Source organism: Leisingera sp. S2M4 (genome assembly GCF_055398055.1).
The window spans coordinates 2999568-3016774 of sequence record NZ_AP040861.1; the positions used below are offsets into that span (position 1 = coordinate 2999568).

The window sequence follows — 17207 nt, forward strand, 5'->3', positions numbered from 1 at the left end:
GCCGCCCGGCGTGGGCGACCGGTTGGGTCAGATCAGGCTTTGCGTGCCCATTTGTAGATCTGCGGCAGATCGGCAATGTGCTTGTCGACGCCGGTGACGGCATCGGTGTGGTGCCGAATTGCGGTGCGCCAGTAGGGCTGGATGGTGACGCCTTCCTCGATCATGATGGCTTGCAGCTTGCCCATCACTTCGCGTCGCTTGTCTGCATCCGCGATCGAGTTGGCTTCGGCCAGAAGGGCATCGAACTCCTCATTGGCAAAGCCGCTTTCGTTCCAGGCCTCGCCCGAGCGATAGGCCAGCGCCAGCACCTGCGTGCCCAGTGGGCGGTGGTTCCAGTTGGTCGAGGAGAACGGGTATTTCGCCCAGTCATTCCAGAAGGTCGAGCCCGGCAGAATGGTGCGCTTGACCTTGAAACCGGCGTCGCGCAGCTGCGCGGCGACCGCGTCGGTGGTGTTCTTGCGCCAGTCGTCATCAATGGACAGCAGCTCATGCTCGTAGTCCAGCATGCCTGCCTCTTCCATCAGCGCGCGTGCCTTTTCCGGGTCATAGGGCAGGCGGGTCACGCTGGGGTCATGCTCGGGGTGCATCGGCCCCACGTGACAGTTGTCGGCGACGACGCCATAGCCCGACATGCCGAGTTCGAGGCAGACGGCGTTATCCACCGCCATTGCCAGCGCCTGGCGTACGCGCTTGTCGGCATAGGGTTTCTTGCCGTCGACCTCGGCCTGCTGGTTGGGCCGGATCACGATGGTAAAGCCAGACGGAATTTCCGACCGGGTGAGGCCGATGCCATCGAAGATATCGACGTATTCGCCCACCGATTCCCAGTTCATGTCGATTTCCTCGGCCTCATAGGCGGCGAGGAAGGCAGCGGGGTCGGTGCCGTAGTCGATGAACTCGATACGGTCGAGGTAGCCGCCCTTTCCGGCCTCATAGCCCCACCACTCGTGGTTCTCGTTGCGGACCAGCACGCCCTTGACGCCAACTTCCATGCTTTCCGGGAGCATGTATCCGGTGCCGATGGGGTTCTCCAGCATGGTCGCCGGGTCGTGGCTGGCGTGGGTGATCGCCGCCGGGTAGTCGGCCATGCCGGGGATCAGGGTGATGTCGGGGGTCTGCGGGCGCAGGACCACGGTGTGGCTGTCGACCACGGTGATCGCCCCTTCGGCGGCCTTGCCACTCTCGTTGTCGATCAGCGAGGCCATCCGGCCTGCCATCGAGTTGCCCTCGATGCTCTTGTCGCACCAGCCGGTGATGTTGCGGGCGACGTCTTCAGCGGTAAAGTCATCGCCATTGTTCCACTTCACCCCCTTGCGCACATGCAGGGTGAATTCGGTGGCGTCGTCGTTGGCCTCCCAGCTTTCCAGCAGCATCGGCGCGAACGAGCCATCGCTGTTGTATTCCACCAGGTATTCCAGCCAGCCCGCGGTGAACGTGGCGATCTGGGTCCAGTCGTAGGTGCGCGGATCCTTGAGCGCGCGCACTTCCATCTGCATGCGCAGAGTGCCGCCTTGCTTGGCGTCTTCGGCGGCGCGAACCGGGGCTGCCATGCCCAGCAGACCATAGGCCGCAGATGCGCTCACCCCCAGTGCCGTGGCCCGGCTGAGGAATTCACGCCGGTCCAGCATGCCGTCCAAAACTTCCCTGGCGTGCATCTTGGCGGCCCAGTGGATCGGGGCGGCGGTACGGATGTCCTTGGTCATGTGGGTCTCCCTGGTTTTGTCTGGAAATTTCGTGTCGCACGATAGACATGCTCAGCTGCCCCGTTGGATGGGCGGCTGTGAGATTTCTTTGTGTTAAAGTTTCCCCATGGCTCCATTCGGGCAGAGATATTTTATTTCGTCAATCCATAGTTTCGGTATTTTAGGGGCGAATAACGACATTTTTCCTGTCGTTTTCTGCGGTTTGGGGGTTTTCAACTCCCACTTCTGTTCACTTGTGTACAGAATCTCTCGGAGCGACAGGCGGAACTCGCAACGCAGGACGGGGAGGGGCGGGAATCGGGGCGTGCGACTGCCCGGGGGATCAGTCGGCGCTGGATTGGGCCAGTTTGCGCAGCGCGCTGGGCGTCTTGCCGGTGTGGTGGGTGATAAAGCGGGTGAAGTAGGCGGCGCTGCCGAAACCGAGGCGGCCGGCAATGTCCCGGATCGGCAGGTCGGTGGAAATCAGCAGACCCCGTGCCGCATGTAGCTGATGCTCCGTCAGCAGGGCCGCGGCGGTTCGGCCGGTTTCGGCTTTGCAGACACGGGTGAGATGGGTGGGGGTCACGGACAGCGCCGCGGCATGGTCGGCCATGCAGGTCTGCGCGCCGGGATGTTTCGCGATCCGGCGGCAATAGGCGCGGCTCAGCCGACGCGCGGCCGAGCTGCGAGCCGGTTCCGGGGTTGCGTCAGCCTGGCGCTGGAGGCTGATGGCAGCCAGCTGGCTGAGGGCATGTACCGCACGCTGCCAATGTGTCTCTCGCGCCGCCTGCTCGCGGTTGATCGTCTCCAGGAGCGCGCTCAGACGGCTTTGCTCCTGGAGGTTGGCAAGTCGCTTGTGCGTGGCATGCTCCGGAAACGGCGGCGACGGCGGGCCGGTGATCTCGAGCACCTGCCCAAGACACTGCCGCGAGAAGTCCGCGGACCACAGGGTGCCAGCCGGAATGAAGATAGCATGGTGGGGGCCGAAGCCCCGCTGGGAGCCGTCGACGCAGATGCGCCCCTGGCCGCGGGTGATCCATATCAGCAGGTGGCTGCTCCGGGTGTGGGACAGGCCCGTTTGCCATGCGCCGTCTGGCGCGAGCCGAATGAGCGGCATGACATGAACGTCCCTGGAGAAGCTGGGATCAAATGGCATTTCGTATCGCGTCAAGAAAAAGATGCCTCAAACCAGCCATGAAACGGGTGATTCGGGCAAGTTTTCACCAAATGAGGTGAAAATTTGAATGGAATTTGCAGGGGTGTTCTGGCGGGCTGTCACCGCCAGCCAAGAGGCTTCAGCGCGCTGCCGATCAAGCGGCGACCTCAGCCGAGTGTCACTTGGGTCCAGGCCTTCATGCGGGCGCGAAACCAGCTGCGTTGACGCTTGGCGAATTGCCGGGTGGCGATCGCGGCGCGTTCCTCGGCGTCCTCGATGGAGATTTTTCCGGCCACATAGGTCATCAATTCCGGCACGCCGATGGCCTTGCAGGACGGAAGGGCAGGGTCGTAGCGGTCCCGCATCGCCTCGATTTCCTCGAGGGCGCCCTGTTGCAGCATCTGGCCGAAACGTCGGCGAATGCGGGCTTCGAGCCATGTTTTGTCTGAGTTCAACACCAGCGCGGTACAGTCTTCGAGCGCAAGTGCCGGGGCGGGGGTGTCGTCCTGCCAGCTGGCCAAAGGGCGACCGGTGGCGCGCAGCACCTCCCAGGCGCGTTGGACGCGAGCGCGGTTCTGCAGGTCGATGCGGCTGGCGGTCTCGGCATCCAGCCCGGCCAGAAGCGCGTCCAGCGACATGCTGTCCGCCTCGGCCCGGACCGCTGCGGGCGTGGCGGGAATCTCCGCCATGCCCTCGGTCAAGGCCGTGAAATACAGCCCTGTTCCGCCCACGATAATCGGCCGCTCTCGCGCGTCCAGCAGGGGCAGCACCTCACGCAACCAGTGCCCGGCGGAGTAGGGGGCATCATAGGGCTGGTGCCCATAGAGCGCATGCGGAGCAATGGCTTCCTCCTCCGGAGACGGGCGCGCGGTGATGACCCGCCAGCAGTCGTAGACCTGGCTTGCGTCGGCATTGACGACCACGCCTCCGTGGCGCTCGGCGATTTCGAGTGCCAGCGCGGATTTTCCGGAGGCGGTGGGCCCGGCGATCAGGACCGGTAGGTCCGGGGCGATTTCGGGCAGTTGCATCTAGGTATTTTCCGTTTCTCTGGCGGCTTGCGCAAAACTGCGGTCAAACCGCGCCGCGTGCATTGAATCCCACGGCGATTTGATCCATTTTGCGGCCAAACTAACCCTCACATCTTCTGGAGCGCAACATGCCTCAACCGCAAGACAAGCCGGAGCTCGATCCGGCCGCCGCCTATAAACGCGTCATGCTGAAAATTTCCGGTGAGGCCTTGATGGGGGATCAGGGGTTCGGCCTGCATCCGCCGACGGTTCAGCGCATCGCGCGTGAGGTCAAATCCGTGCACGACATGGGGGTCGAAATCTGCATGGTGATCGGCGGCGGCAACATCTTCCGCGGCTTGTCCGGCTCGGCCCAGGGGATGGAGCGCACCACCGCCGATTACATGGGCATGCTGGCCACGGTGATGAACGCGCTGGCGATGCAGTCGGCGTTGGAAGGTCTGGGCGTGTTCACACGGGTAATCTCGGCGATCCGGATGGACGAGGTGGCCGAGCCCTATATCCGCCGCCGCGCCGTGCGCCACCTGGAAAAGAAGCGGGTCTGCATCTTTGCGGCAGGCACCGGCAACCCCTATTTCACCACCGACACTGCCGCGACGCTGCGCGCCAATGAAATGGCCTGCGAGGCGATCTTCATGGGCAAGAACGGCGTTGACGGCGTCTATGACAAGGATCCAAAGGAACACACCGACGCGGTGCGTTATGACGAGGTCAGCTACGACGACGTCTTTGCCAAACGGTTGAAGGTCATGGACGCTTCGGCCATTGCCCTGGCCCGCGACAACAACCTGCCTCTGATCGTCTTCCCGCTGGATGAGCCCGGCGGATTCCGCGGTATTCTGGCAGGCAAGGGCACCTATACCAAGGTACACGGCTGACCCTCACCGGGCGATCGCGCCGGTTTCGCTGCGCGCCATTTGTCGTGGCGACCGGGTGCGCGCGTGTCATCCAGGTGTCATGCGGACCCGTTAGTGTCCGGGGTGGCGGCAGGGTGTTCTGGTGATCCGGTTTGGGCAATTTTGGGCCTGCCTGCCGTCGGGTCTATTTCGGCCAGTTAAAATGCGCGTGGCGGAGAACCGTCACGCGCATTGTCTTTTCCGCGGTCTGCGGCGCGCAGGCTGACGCTCGCCCCTTGGGCGGTAAAGGCAGGACCTTTCTCGGCGTCGGCCTATCTTACGCGTAGAGACGGGCCGGGGTGGCGCGGCGGAGGGTCTTGGCTGCGAATCCTCGCCATGATCGCTATACATCGGCCCGGCAATGGCTTATGAGCCAAGGGAAGACCGCCTCAAATAAGGGGAGAGAGCAGCATGTCTGATGAATTTGAACTGGATACCGACGATCTGAAACGCCGCATGGATGGCGCCATGGCCAATCTGCGGACCGAATTCGCCTCCTTGCGCACCGGCCGGGCTTCGGCCTCGATGCTGGAGCCGGTGATGGTGGACGCCTACGGGTCGATGACCCCGATCAACCAGGTGGGCACCGTCAACGTGCCGGAGCCGCGCATGGTGACCATCAATGTCTGGGACAAGAGCCTGGTCGGCAAGGTCGAAAAGGCGATCCGTGAGTCGGGCCTGGGGATCAACCCTCAGCTGAATGGCACCATCATCATGTTGCCGATTCCGGAGCTCAACGAAGAGCGCCGCCGCGAGCTGGGCAAGGTGGCAGGCCAATACGCCGAGCACGCCCGCGTCGCCATCCGCAACGTGCGCCGCGACGGCATGGACCAGATCAAGAAGGCCAAGGCCGACGGGATGTCCGAGGATGACCAGAAGTTCTGGGAAGCCGAGGTCCAGGAGCTGACGGACAAGATGATCAAGGTCGTGGATGAGGCGCTAGAGGCCAAGCAGGCCGAGATCATGCAGGTCTGACGGCACAGTATGCCGCATGATCCGAATCCAAGAGTGAGTGCTGTCGGCGAAGCTCCGGCAGCGCGCACCGGTCCGCGCCACGTGGCGATCATCATGGATGGCAATGGACGCTGGGCGCAGGCCCGGGGTCGTCCACGCCTCTTTGGTCATCACGCGGGCGCGCGCAGAGTGCGTGAAGTTGTCGAGTGCTGCCCGGATCTGGGCGTCGAATATCTGACCATCTTTGCCTTCTCGACCGAGAACTGGAAACGCACCCAGACCGAGGTCGCAGGTCTGATGAGCCTGTTCCGCCGCTATATCTCCAAGGAGATGAATGCCCTGGCAGAGCGCAATGTCCGGGTGCGGTTCATTGGCGACCGGGTGCGCCTGGACGCCAAGCTGATCGACCTGATGGACAAGTTGGAACAGAAGACCCAGAAGAACGATGGCACCCAGCTGACGATCGCGCTGAACTACGGCGGACGCGACGAGGTCGCTCGGGCCACGAAGCGGTTGGCGCGTGACGTCGCAGAGGGGCGGTTGAACCCCGAGGATGTCGATGTCGAGACGCTGCCGCGTTACCTTGATACCTGCGTGTTGCCGGACCCGGACCTGGTGATCCGCACCAGTGGCGAAGCCCGGATTTCGAATTTCCTGCTGTGGCAGTCAGCCTATGCCGAATATGAATTCATCGATACGCTCTGGCCGGACTTCACGGCCGAGGAGCTGGCGCGGTTGTGCCGCAGTTTTGGACGCCGCGACCGCCGTTTCGGAGCGGTGAAGACATGAGCGGCGCGGCCAAGGATCGTTGGGCGGACCTGCTGCCAAGGCTGTTGTCGGCGGTCGTCATGGTTGGCCTCGGCGGCTGGGCGGTCTGGGTCGGCGGCATCGTCTTTGATGCGCTGATCGCATTGTGCTGCGGTGGCATGATCTGGGAACTGATGCGGATGCTGGCACCGCAACGGCCCGCGATGGCCCTGCAACTGGGTGTTGTCTCTGGCCTGGCAGTGCTTCTGGCGTCCTTTCTGCCGGTGGCCTGGGTGCTGCCGGTTCTTGCAGCGCCTGTCACGGTCGGCTTTGGCCAGATCCGCGAGAACAGGCAGCATTTCACCGGGTTTGCCCTGTGGGTGATGTTGGCCGGGTTCGGCTTCATCTGGCTGCGTGGGCAGCAGGACACAGGCCTGCTGGGAATGCTGTGGTTGGTCAGCGTCGTCGTGGTGACGGATGTTGCCGGTTACTTCGCAGGCAAGATTATTGGCGGGCCGAAATTCTGGCCCCGTGTCAGCCCGAAGAAGACGTGGAGCGGCACCTCGGCCGGATGGCTGGCGTCAGCGGCTGTTGGTGCCGGGTTTGCCGTGTGGCTGGACAAGGGGGCAGGGATGGTAGTCCTGTCGGTGCTGCTGTCGATGGCGAGCCAGGCAGGGGATGTTGCGGAAAGCGCCTTGAAGCGAAAGATGGGCGTCAAGGATTCCAGCAATCTCATCCCGGGGCACGGCGGGCTGTTCGACCGGTTCGACGGCATGCTGGGGGCTGCGGCCATGTTCCTGGTCGTGACCGCATTCTGGGGCTGACCAGACAGGATCTACCATGCGTAAAATCTCGATATTCGGGGCAACGGGGTCGATCGGGCAAAACACCATCGACCTGATCCGCCGCGCACCCGATAGCTATGACGTGGTGGCGCTGACCGGCGGTGCCAACATCGAGCGGCTGGCGCGGGACGCGATAGCCCTGCGCGCCGATATTGCTGTCACGGCCTATGACTGTCACTTGCCCGCCCTGCAGGCGGCGCTTCAGGGAAGCGGTGTCGAGGCGGCGGCCGGGCAGACGGCGCTGCTGGAGGCAGCGGCGCGCCCGTCGGACTGGATCATGTCCGCCATCGTCGGAGCCGCAGGTCTCGCGCCCGGCCTCGAAGCGCTGAAGCATGGCACCACTCTGGCGCTGGCCAACAAGGAATCGCTGGTTTGTGCGGGCCAGCTGTTGCTGCAGACGGCCGAGCGGTATGGTGCGCGGCTGCTGCCGGTGGACAGCGAGCATTCGGCGGTGTTCCAAGGGCTGGTCGGCGAAGATATTGCGGCGGTGGAGCGTATCATCATCACCGCATCCGGCGGCGCGTTTCGCGATTGGCCGCTGGAAGATCTCCCCAAGGCCACCCTGGCGCAGGCGTCCTCGCATCCCAATTGGGACATGGGGCAGCGGATTACCATCGACAGCGCATCAATGTTCAACAAGGCCTTGGAGGTTATTGAAACCAAGGAGTATTTCGGCGTTCGCCCGGATCAGATTGAAGTCCTGGTGCATCCTGAATCCCTGGTGCATGCGCTGGTCGGCTTCAATGACGGCGCCATCATGGCGCATCTGGGGGCGGCGGACATGCGCCACGCAATCGGCTACGCGCTGCATTGGCCCGAGCGGCAGAGCCTGCCGGTCGAACGTCTGGACCTGGCCCGTATCGGGCAGCTGAATTTCCGCGCGCCTGATCCGGCGCGCTACCCGGCGCTGCGGCTGGCCAATGAGGTCATGGCCCGAGGTGGCATGATGGGCGCCGCCTTCAATGCCGCCAAAGAGCAGGCGTTGGACGATTTCATCGCCGGGCGCATCCGTTTCACTGACATGGCGGTGGTTGTCGAAACCGTGCTGGAGCAGATGTCAGGCGAAAGTGATCTCATTGACGCTGAAATGACCCTTGATAACGTCGGCCGGGTTGACCATCTGGCCCGCAAACAGGCAGCGTGTGCTGCTGCAGAACGCATAGGATAGATCCCTTGGACCTTGTCGCTTTCGTGCCGCAGCTTGGCGGTTTTCTGTATACCATCGCCAGTTTTGTCATCGCGCTGTCGGTGATCGTTGCGGTGCATGAATACGGCCATTACATCGTCGGTCGCTGGTCCGGCATCCATGCCGAAGTGTTCTCGCTGGGATTTGGGCCGGTGCTGTGGAGCCGGGTAGACAAGCGCGGCACCCGTTGGCAGGTGGCGGCGCTGCCCTTTGGCGGTTACGTGAAGTTCCTCGGTGATGCGGACGCGGCCTCCGGCAAGGACGCGGCGGTAATGGAGAGTGCGGCTGCGGATCCGGCCGCATTGCGACGGACCATGCATGGCGCTCCCTTGTGGGCCCGGACGGCGACCGTGGCGGCGGGGCCTGTCTTCAACTTCGTGATGTCGGCGGTGATCTTTACCGCGGTGGCCTTGTCGCAAGGCGTGATGCGTGACCCGTTGACGGTGGGCCAGCTGGCGACCCTGCCGCAGTCGGCGACGGGCCTGCAGCCGGGCGATGAGTTGATCTCCGCAGGCGGGGTTCCGGTTCCGAGCTACGACGACAGTGCGGCCTGGGATGCTTTCCGCGATAACGTGCCGCAGCAGCAGCAGCTGCAGTACCTGGTGCGGCGCGATGGCACCGAGATGACGGTGGAGGGGCCGTACCTGTATCCTCCCCATGTGCGCGGCGTGGCGCCCCGCAGCGCGGCGTCTGACGCTGGGTTGCGACCGGGCGACGTGATCGTCGCAGTTGACGGTACCCCGCTGGTGTCTTTCGATGAGCTGAAGGACCACGTGGAGGCCGCAGACGGTCGCGTGCTGGTGCTGGACGTCTGGCGCGAGGGGGAGGTGGTCGAAATGGCGCTGGCTCCCCGTCGCACGGATGAGCCGCAGCCTGATGGCAGTTTTGCCACGAGCTGGCGGATCGGCATTATCGGCGGCATGGCGTTCGAGCCAGCAACCGATGCGGCGGGTTTCGGGGAAGCGCTTGCCGCCGGAAGCTACCAGGTCTGGGCCGTGGTCGAGACGTCGCTGTCTGGGTTGAAGCACATGATCACCGGCGCGATCAGCACTTGCAACCTGTCCGGCCCGATTGGGATTGCCGAGACATCCGGTGCGATGGCGAGCCAGGGTGCGGAAAGCTTCATCCGGTTCATCGCGGTGCTGTCGACGGCGGTGGGGCTTCTAAACCTCTTCCCGGTGCCGGCGCTGGATGGCGGTCATCTGGTGTTCTACGCCTATGAAGCCGTAACAGGACGTCCGCCCAGCGACGGCGCAGTCCGGGTCTTGATGACCTTTGGCATCGCCATCGTTCTTTCTCTGATGCTCTTTGCAGTCGGCAACGACCTGTTCTGCTGAAGCTGTTCAACTGGGCGCCGACGGCCAATCCCGGCCATGTTGGTGCCCAATTGACGCCATATTCCGCGGTTAACTTTTTGGAAACCCGTTGACGGTGCACGCTGCGACCGTGAACGGGAGGGTGAGACCGGGGGTTAGACATGCAAACATTGACACAATCCTGCCGTGGCTTGGGGCTGTTGGTGCGGCTGAACTGGGATCGGGCGCTGGCCGGGTTTGCAATCTTTGGCGCATTGACGGCCGGGACCTGGCTGGCCACCTTGTGATTCCCTGCAACCCGAGCCCTGCGATTGGGTTCAGGTTGCAATCTCCAAGCGTCTTGGTTGGTTTTGACAACCGCATTCAAACCCGCTACGCACATGCCAAAGCTGCTATAATAATCGGGTTCTGAAAAATGGTTTGGGGGAAAAACGCAGGCAAGTCCTGTGGGGCGCGCAACACTGGCGTCAACATCTTGTATCGTAAAGTCTCTGCAATTTCTCTGGCCGTTGCCTTGGGTTATGCCTTTGCACCACAGATGGCCGGGGCGCAGAGCTATCGTTTCAATACCGTTCAGGTCGAGGGCAACCAGCGCATCCAGACCTCCACCATCGTGGCCTATACCGGGCTTGAACGTGGCCAGACCGTCAGCGCAGGCGAGTTGAACGACGCCTATCAACGCATCCTTGACAGTGGTGTATTTGAGACGGTCGAGCTGGTTCCCCGCGGCAATACGCTGGTGGTGAAAGTGACCGAGTTCCCCACCATCAGCCAGATCAGCTTCGAGGGCAACGATCGTATCAAGGACGACGCCCTGTCGCAGGTGGTCGAGTCGGCGCCGCGGCGGGTATTCAACCCGTCGGTGGCTGAACGCGATGCCGCTGCCATTGCCGAAGTCTACAGCGCGCAGGGGCGCCTCGCGTCGCGGGTGACACCGCGCATCATTCGCCGCAGCAACAACCGCGTCGACCTGGTGTTCGAAATCTCCGAAGGCGACACCGTCGAAGTCGAGCGCGTGTCCTTCACCGGCAACCGGGTCTATTCCGACCGCCGTCTACGGCGTGTGTTGGAAACCAAGCAGGCAGGGTTGCTGCGCACTTTCATCCGCTCCGATACCTTGATCGAAGACCGTCTGGAGTTCGACAAGCAGGTTCTGCGCGATTTCTACCTGTCGCGCGGCTATGTTGATTTCCGGATCAACAGTGCCAACGCCGAGGTCACGCAAGAGCGTGATGCCGTCTTCCTCGTGGTTGACGTCACCGAGGGTCAGCAGTTCCGTTTCGGCAACATCTCCGTCAGCAGCGAACTGCCCGAAGCGGATGCGGATCTGTTCCGCTCTGTGCTGAAGATCAAGCCGGGCGTGGTCTATTCTCCGACGCTGGTCGAAAACTCCATCGACCGTCTCGAAGGGCTGGGTGTTAAGCAGGAAATTGACTTTCTGCGGGTGGAGCCGCGGATCACGCGCAATGACCGTGATCTGACGCTGGATGTGGAATTCGTTCTGAAACGCGGCCCGCGGGTTTTCGTTGAACGGATCGACATCGAAGGCAACACCACGACACTGGATCGGGTCATCCGCCAGCAGTTCCGGACCGTAGAAGGCGATCCCTTCAACCCGCGCGCCATTCGCAACAGCGCCGAACGCATCCGCGCGCTGGGGTATTTTGCCAATGCCGACGTGGAAACCCGGCAGGGCAGCGCGCCGGACCAGATGATCGTCGATGTTGACGTCGAAGAGCAGCCAACCGGTTCTCTGAACCTTGGTGGTTCCTACTCGGTCAATGACGGGTTCGGCATCAATGTGGGGTTGAGCGAGCGCAACTTCCTCGGGCGCGGCCAGCGGTTGTCGTTTCAGCTCGCCACTGCGACAGAATCGGATTCCTATATTCTCGGCTTCTCGGAACCCTATCTTCTGGGCCGGGATCTGCGCTTCGATCTGGACCTTGGGTTAAACGAGACCGACTCGAGCTACTCAGAGTATGAGACCAAGCGGATTTTCTTCCGCCCGGCGCTGACCTTTGCCACGGGCGAGGATACGACCCTGCAGGTGCGCTACACCTGGGCCGAAGATGAAATGCGCTATACCGAAGATGATCGGGAAATCGTTGCTGGCACGCGCACTGGCGACTTTTTGGCCGGACCAATCGTCCGCAGCGAAATTGCACAGGGCGCGCGCACGTCCAGCGCCATCGGGCTGACCTATCGCTACGATAGCCGTCTGACCGGGCTGGACCCGAATGCTGGCTTCCTGGTTGAGATCGGCGCGGACTATGCCGGGCTTGGCGGCGATTCCAAGTTCCTCAAGACCACGACGAAAATGGTGGCGCAGAAACGTGTTTTCAACGAAGAAGTCACCCTGCGCGCAACTCTGGAAGCCGGATCGCTGCATTGGAAGAGCGACGGTTTCAGCCGTTCGGTGGACCGCTTCATTCTCACACCGTCGATCATGCGCGGCTTCGAACCCGGTGGTATTGGCCCGCGGGACCAGTCGGCTGGTTACAATGATTTCCTGGGCGGTAACTACTATGCGGTTGCACGCTTCGACGCGGAATTCCCGCTCGGATTGCCCGAAGAAATCGGCATGCGCGGCGGCCTGTTCTATGACGTCGGAAGCCTGTGGGGGCTGGAAAACGCCAATACTTCGGCTGGCAATGTTGTCGGGAACCAGCAATCCTTCCGGCATGTGATCGGGGTGTCGCTTCTGTGGACCACCGGCATTGGTCCGCTGCGGTTCAACTTCTCCAAGGCTCTGGAAAAAGAGGACTTTGACGAGGAGCAGAACTTTGACCTCACCTTGCAGGCGCGGTTCTGATCGGGTGCCAGTGCGGGCGTTCCTGGGCAAAACCCGGCTGACAGGGGCAATTGTGTTCCTGTCAGCCGGGTTGGCCCATGCGCAGGAGGCATCTGATGAAGGCCCAAGGCCGGGGCCGCCATTGGCGCTGGCGACGGCAAGCAATTACCAATTGGGTTTGCCGCAAAGCGGGATCCTGACAATTCAGCCGGATCGGTTGTTTTCGCAAAGCGCCTTTGGGCGCCGGGTCGAGCGCGAGATCGAGGCCGAAGGCGCGGTGCTGACTGCGGAAAACCGCCGGATCGAGGCGGAGCTGCGGGCCGAGGAACTGGAGCTGACCAAGCGGCGTGCCGAGATGGAACCTGACGCCTTTCGCGCCTTGGCGGATGCGTTCGATCAGAAGGTTCAGGAAACCCGCCGCCGTCAGGACCAGAAATTGCGCGAGATCAACCAGATGGGCGAGGAGGCCCGGCGCGAGTTCCTGAATGCGTCGCTGCCGGTGCTGCAGCAGATCCTGGCCGAAACCGGGGCAGGTGCGATCCTGGATCACTCGTCTGTTTTTCTCAGCGCCGAAGCCGCGGATATCACCGGGCTCGCCATATCGCGGATCGACGAGGTTCTGGGCGATGGGGTCGACACCGATGAGGATGCGCCCTGAGCGCGCAAACTTGCCCAAGCGCCGCTGTCTTGCTAGGCACGGCGAACTATATTTGACGAACATGGGAAATCACGCATGACCACCGAGCTGCAAAGCGCTGACATTCAACTGATCCAGCGGATCCTGCCGCACCGCTATCCGTTTCTGCTGGTCGACAAGGTGGTCGATATCGACGGCTACAAGTCGGCGCGCGGCATCAAGAACGTCACGATGAACGAGCCGCACTTCCAGGGGCATTTTCCCGGCACACCGATCATGCCGGGCGTGACCATCGTCGAGGCGATGGCGCAGACCGCCGGCGTGATGTTGGGCGTTGGCATGGACATGGTCGACACCGAATTGCTGATCTACTTCATGAACATCGACAAGTGCAAATTCCGCCGCAAGGTGGTGCCGGGCGATGTGCTGGAAATGCAGGTGGAAACCGTCCGCGGCAAACCCGGCGGCAAGATTTTCAAGTTTTCCGGTCGTGCCACTGTTGACGGCGAAACCGCCGCAGAGGCCGAATTCACCGCAATGGTCGACCGCCAAAGCGAAGAGGCCTGAGATGAGCAGCATCCACCCGAGCGCCATAATTGAAGACGGAGCCAAGATCGGAGAGGGCTGCGAAATCGGCCCGTTCTGCGTGGTTGGCCCTGACGTGGTTCTGGGGGACCGGGTGGTGCTGAAGTCCCATGTCATCGTCACCGGCGATACCGAGATCGGTGACGATACGGTCGTGTTCCCCTTCGCCGTGCTGGGGGAGATCCCACAGGACCTGAAGTTCAAGGGCGAGAAGTGCCGCACCGTGATCGGCAAGCGCAACCGCATCCGCGAGCATGTGACGGTGAATGCGGGCACCGAAGGCGGCGGCGGCATCACCCGGATCGGGGACGATGGATTGTTCATGGCTGGCTGCCACATCGCGCATGATGCGCAGGTGGGGGACCGGGTTATCGTGGTCAACTCCGCCGCCGTTGCGGGCCATTGCGTGCTGGAGGATGACGTCATCATCGGCGGGCTGTCGGGCATCCACCAATGGGTGCGCATCGGTCGCGGCGCCATCATCGGCGCGGTGACGATGGTGACCAACGACGTGATTCCCTACGGGCTGGTGCAGGCCCCGCGCGGCGAACTGGACGGGCTGAACCTCGTTGGCCTCAAACGCCGTGGTGTGACCCGCAGTGACATCACCGCGCTGCGTGCCGCGTTCCAGATGCTGGCACAGGGCGAAGGCACCTTTCAGGAACGGGCGCGGCGGCTCGGCGACGAGACCGACAGCGATTATGTTCAGGAAATCGTTGCCTTCATCACCGGTCAAAGCGACCGTTCCTTCCTGACGCCCGGAGGCTGATGCGATGCTGGCACTGATTGCAGGAACCGGCCAATTGCCGGCCGAGGTTGCGGCGTGCGCGCCGGGGCGACCGCTGATCTGCGCCATGGCGGGATCGGAGCCTGACCAGGTCGACCCCGAGATCACCTTTCGCCTTGAACAGCTGGGCTCGTTCATCGAACGGCTGAAGGCGGCGCAGGTCACGGAGATCTGTCTGGCGGGCGCGGTACAACGCCCCGCCATCGACCCTTCGGCGATTGATGCGGCGACCTTGCCGCTGGTGCCGGTTTTGCAAGGTGCGCTGGCCTCGGGCGACGATGGAGCCTTACGCGCCGTCATCGGAATTTTCGAACAGGCGGGTTTCACCGTTCGCGCGGCGCATGACGTGGCGCCGGATCTGTTGATGGCAGAGGGGGTGCCGACCCAGGTGCAACCCGGAGAGCTGGACAAGGCCGACGCCGAGCGCGGTGCCGAAATCGTCGCGGCGATGAGCGCGGCGGACATCGGGCAGTCTTGTGCGGTTCGCAAGCGTCAGGCGATCGCGGTCGAGAATGTCTTTGGCACCGACTGGATGCTGGCGGCACTGGCGCAGCGCCCAGACGGGCAGGGCGGATTGCTGTTCAAGGCGCCGAAGCCCGCACAGGACCGGCGGGCCGACCTGCCAACCATCGGCGTCGAAACGGTCGAGGCCGCGGCGCGCGCGGGCCTGTCCGGCATTGTGCTGGAAGCGGGCGGCGTCATCGTGCTGGACCAGCAGGCGGTGATCGACGCCTGCGATCGGCTCGGCCTGTTCTTGTGGCTGCGCGCAGCATGAGCCTGCGGGTGTTCATCCTGGCGGGGGAGCCTTCGGGCGACCGGCTGGGCGGGGCGTTGATGGCGGGGCTGAGGCAGCTGGCGCCGGGGGTGCAGTTTGACGGCATCGGCGGCGCGCTGATGGCGGAACAGGGGCTGGTGTCGCGTTTCCCGATGGATGAGCTGTCGGTGATGGGGCTGGCAGAGGTGCTGCCGAAGTACCGGCACCTGAAGCGCCGGATCCGGGAAACCGCCGATGCGGTGCTGGAGACCAAGCCGGATGTGCTGATCACCATCGACAGTCCGGATTTCTCCTTGCGCGTGGCGCGGCTGGTCAAGGCGCGCAGCAACATCCGTACCGTGCATTACGTGGCGCCTTCGGTCTGGGCCTGGCGGCCCAAGCGGGCCGGAAAAATGGCTGAAGTGATCGACCACGTTCTGGCGCTCCTGCCGTTTGAGCCGCCGTATATGGAAGCCGTCGGCATGGACTGTGATTTCGTCGGGCACCCGGTGGTGGCCGAGCCGCAGGCAACAGCCGATGAGATCGCCGCGCTGCGGGCGGAATTCGGGCTTGGAGATGCGCCTTTCGTGTTGGCGCTGCCCGGCTCGCGCCGGTCCGAGGTCGGGCGCCTGGCGCCGGTCTTTGGTGAGGCCCTCAAGCGTTTTGTGGCTCAGCATCCCGAGTACCGCGTGGTTGTGCCAGCCGCTGCGCCGGTCGCCGCGATGGTGCAGAAGGCCTTGGTGGACTGGCCGACGAACACGGTGATGATCGACCCCGGCCGGTTTCTGCCAGAGCGGGCCAAGGCCCATAAACGCGCGGCTTTCGCCGGGGCGGATCTGGCGCTGGCGGCCTCTGGCACCGTGTCGCTGGAACTCGCCGCCGCCGCCACTGCGATGGTGATTGCCTATCGGTTCCAGTGGCTGACCTGGCAGATCATGAAGCGCATGGCGCTGATCGATACGGTGACGCTGGTGAACCTGGTCAGCGACAGCCGGGTGGTGCCGGAATGTCTTGGTCCCGATTGCACGGCGGAAAACATCGCCGCGCAACTGGATGCAGTGCTGACACAGCCTGACGCGCAGCAAGACGCGATGGCGCTGACGATGCAACGCCTGGGGGCAGGCGGGGAGGCACCCGGCCTGCGGGCGGCGCGTGCCGTGCTGGAGCGGCTTGGCTGAATGTTGCTGGACGAGCTTGCCTTTGCTCTTACCGCGGCTGCGGCACAGATGGCGACCAGTCTCGATAACTTCGCGGTGCTTCTGGCGCTGCTGCTGACGGTTGGCAAGGGGCGGGCGATCGCGGGGTACCTCCTGTCGCAAGCGCTCATGCTGTCGGTGGCCTTGGGATTTGCACTGGGGGCGGACCACTCGATGCCCGGTGGGCTGGCGGGCTACCTTGGGCTCATTCCACTGGCGATCGGTCTGCGCGGGCTGGTTCGGATGCTGACGCGCCAGCCCGGCGCTGCGGATGTTCAGCTGTCTTCGCGTGCGGGGGGGCTTGGCATTGCGGTGCTGTTTCTGGCGTTGTCGTTTGACAGCCTGGCGGTCATGGCGCCGCTGCTTGCGGACAGTCACCCGGGCTACCGGCCCTGGGCGTTCGGCGGCGCGGCTGGCGTTGTCGCAGGCTTGGCAGGCGCAGCTGCGATGACGGCCAAGGTAGCGGGCCCGATTGGAGCTTGGGCCGCCAGAATCGACCGTATCGGCCCATTTGTCATGATCGCCGCGGGAATCTATGTCCTGCTGAACAGCGGCACTGATCTGCAGTAATGTGAACGCCAGCGCCTCGGTGAAGGGCGCTGGCGATCAGATGGCGAAAGTTTTCAGGCCCGCAGGAACGGCGTGCG

Annotated in this window: 17 protein-coding genes; 14 read left to right on the top strand and 3 right to left on the bottom strand. The window is 63.3% G+C overall.

Annotated features, from left to right (window positions below; genetic code table 11):
* Positions 1–32 precede the first annotated feature (32 nt).
* From ACZ52D_RS14555 to miaA, 3 genes are all read right to left on the bottom strand, one after another.
* Entirely contained in the window at positions 33–1703 is a 1671-nt protein-coding gene (locus ACZ52D_RS14555) for an ABC transporter substrate-binding protein (RefSeq protein ID WP_464441743.1), read from the bottom strand.
* A 322-nt stretch (positions 1704–2025) separates the two neighbouring features.
* A complete protein-coding gene (locus ACZ52D_RS14560; RefSeq protein WP_464441744.1) occupies positions 2026–2799 on the bottom strand; it encodes a helix-turn-helix transcriptional regulator in 774 nt (257 codons plus the stop codon).
* A gap of 206 nt (positions 2800–3005) precedes the next feature.
* Positions 3006–3866, bottom strand: a complete 861-nt coding sequence (gene miaA, locus ACZ52D_RS14565; protein ID WP_464441745.1) for a tRNA (adenosine(37)-N6)-dimethylallyltransferase MiaA — start codon at positions 3864–3866, stop codon at positions 3006–3008.
* A 128-nt stretch (positions 3867–3994) separates the two neighbouring features.
* On the opposite strand from miaA, the gene pyrH reads away from it, so the two are divergent.
* The 14 genes from pyrH to ACZ52D_RS14635 all read left to right on the top strand — a co-directional run bounded on the left by pyrH (position 3995) and on the right by ACZ52D_RS14635 (position 17130).
* Positions 3995–4744: a UMP kinase gene (gene pyrH / locus ACZ52D_RS14570; RefSeq protein ID WP_222453326.1), complete on the top strand. Its 750-nt coding sequence runs from the start codon at positions 3995–3997 to the stop codon at positions 4742–4744.
* 429 nt (positions 4745–5173) lie between these two features.
* Entirely contained in the window at positions 5174–5737 is a 564-nt protein-coding gene (gene frr / locus ACZ52D_RS14575) for a ribosome recycling factor (protein ID WP_369929015.1), read from the top strand.
* A gap of 9 nt (positions 5738–5746) precedes the next feature.
* Positions 5747–6505 carry an isoprenyl transferase gene (locus tag ACZ52D_RS14580; RefSeq protein WP_369929017.1) on the top strand — a complete coding sequence of 253 codons (759 nt, stop codon included), beginning with the start codon at positions 5747–5749 and terminating at the stop codon, positions 6503–6505.
* Entirely contained in the window at positions 6502–7287 is a 786-nt protein-coding gene (locus tag ACZ52D_RS14585) for a phosphatidate cytidylyltransferase (protein ID WP_417472196.1), read from the top strand. Before ACZ52D_RS14580 ends, ACZ52D_RS14585 begins: the two co-directional genes overlap by 4 nt.
* Before the next feature lie 16 nt (positions 7288–7303).
* The gene (gene dxr, locus ACZ52D_RS14590; protein WP_464441746.1) at positions 7304–8476 is read left to right on the top strand and encodes a 1-deoxy-D-xylulose-5-phosphate reductoisomerase; all 1173 of its coding nucleotides are present in this window, start codon (positions 7304–7306) and stop codon (positions 8474–8476) included.
* A gap of 5 nt (positions 8477–8481) precedes the next feature.
* Positions 8482–9831, top strand: a complete 1350-nt coding sequence (gene rseP, locus ACZ52D_RS14595) for an RIP metalloprotease RseP (RefSeq protein WP_464441747.1) — start codon at positions 8482–8484, stop codon at positions 9829–9831.
* A gap of 140 nt (positions 9832–9971) precedes the next feature.
* The gene (locus ACZ52D_RS14600; protein ID WP_369929025.1) at positions 9972–10097 is read left to right on the top strand and encodes a hypothetical protein; all 126 of its coding nucleotides are present in this window, start codon (positions 9972–9974) and stop codon (positions 10095–10097) included.
* Between the two features lie 128 nt (positions 10098–10225).
* On the top strand, positions 10226–12622 hold the full coding sequence (gene bamA, locus ACZ52D_RS14605) for an outer membrane protein assembly factor BamA (RefSeq protein WP_464441748.1): 2397 nt from the start codon (positions 10226–10228) through the stop codon (positions 12620–12622).
* Between the two features lie 121 nt (positions 12623–12743).
* On the top strand, positions 12744–13259 hold the full coding sequence (locus ACZ52D_RS14610) for an OmpH/Skp family outer membrane protein (protein ID WP_464441749.1): 516 nt from the start codon (positions 12744–12746) through the stop codon (positions 13257–13259).
* A 75-nt stretch (positions 13260–13334) separates the two neighbouring features.
* Positions 13335–13805 (top strand): 3-hydroxyacyl-ACP dehydratase FabZ, encoded by a 471-nt coding sequence (gene fabZ / locus ACZ52D_RS14615; RefSeq protein ID WP_222453318.1) that lies wholly within the window; start codon positions 13335–13337, stop codon positions 13803–13805.
* Between the two features lies 1 nt (position 13806).
* Complete coding sequence (lpxA, locus tag ACZ52D_RS14620) at positions 13807–14592, top strand: acyl-ACP--UDP-N-acetylglucosamine O-acyltransferase (RefSeq protein ID WP_222453317.1); 786 nt, start codon at positions 13807–13809, stop codon at positions 14590–14592.
* Between the two features lie 4 nt (positions 14593–14596).
* Positions 14597–15385 carry an LpxI family protein gene (locus tag ACZ52D_RS14625; protein WP_464441750.1) on the top strand — a complete coding sequence of 263 codons (789 nt, stop codon included), beginning with the start codon at positions 14597–14599 and terminating at the stop codon, positions 15383–15385.
* Positions 15382–16542 carry a lipid-A-disaccharide synthase gene (gene lpxB, locus ACZ52D_RS14630; RefSeq protein WP_464441751.1) on the top strand — a complete coding sequence of 387 codons (1161 nt, stop codon included), beginning with the start codon at positions 15382–15384 and terminating at the stop codon, positions 16540–16542. Before ACZ52D_RS14625 ends, lpxB begins: the two co-directional genes overlap by 4 nt.
* On the top strand, positions 16543–17130 hold the full coding sequence (locus ACZ52D_RS14635) for a hypothetical protein (RefSeq protein WP_464441752.1): 588 nt from the start codon (positions 16543–16545) through the stop codon (positions 17128–17130).
* The last annotated feature ends 77 nt before the right edge of the window (positions 17131–17207 follow it).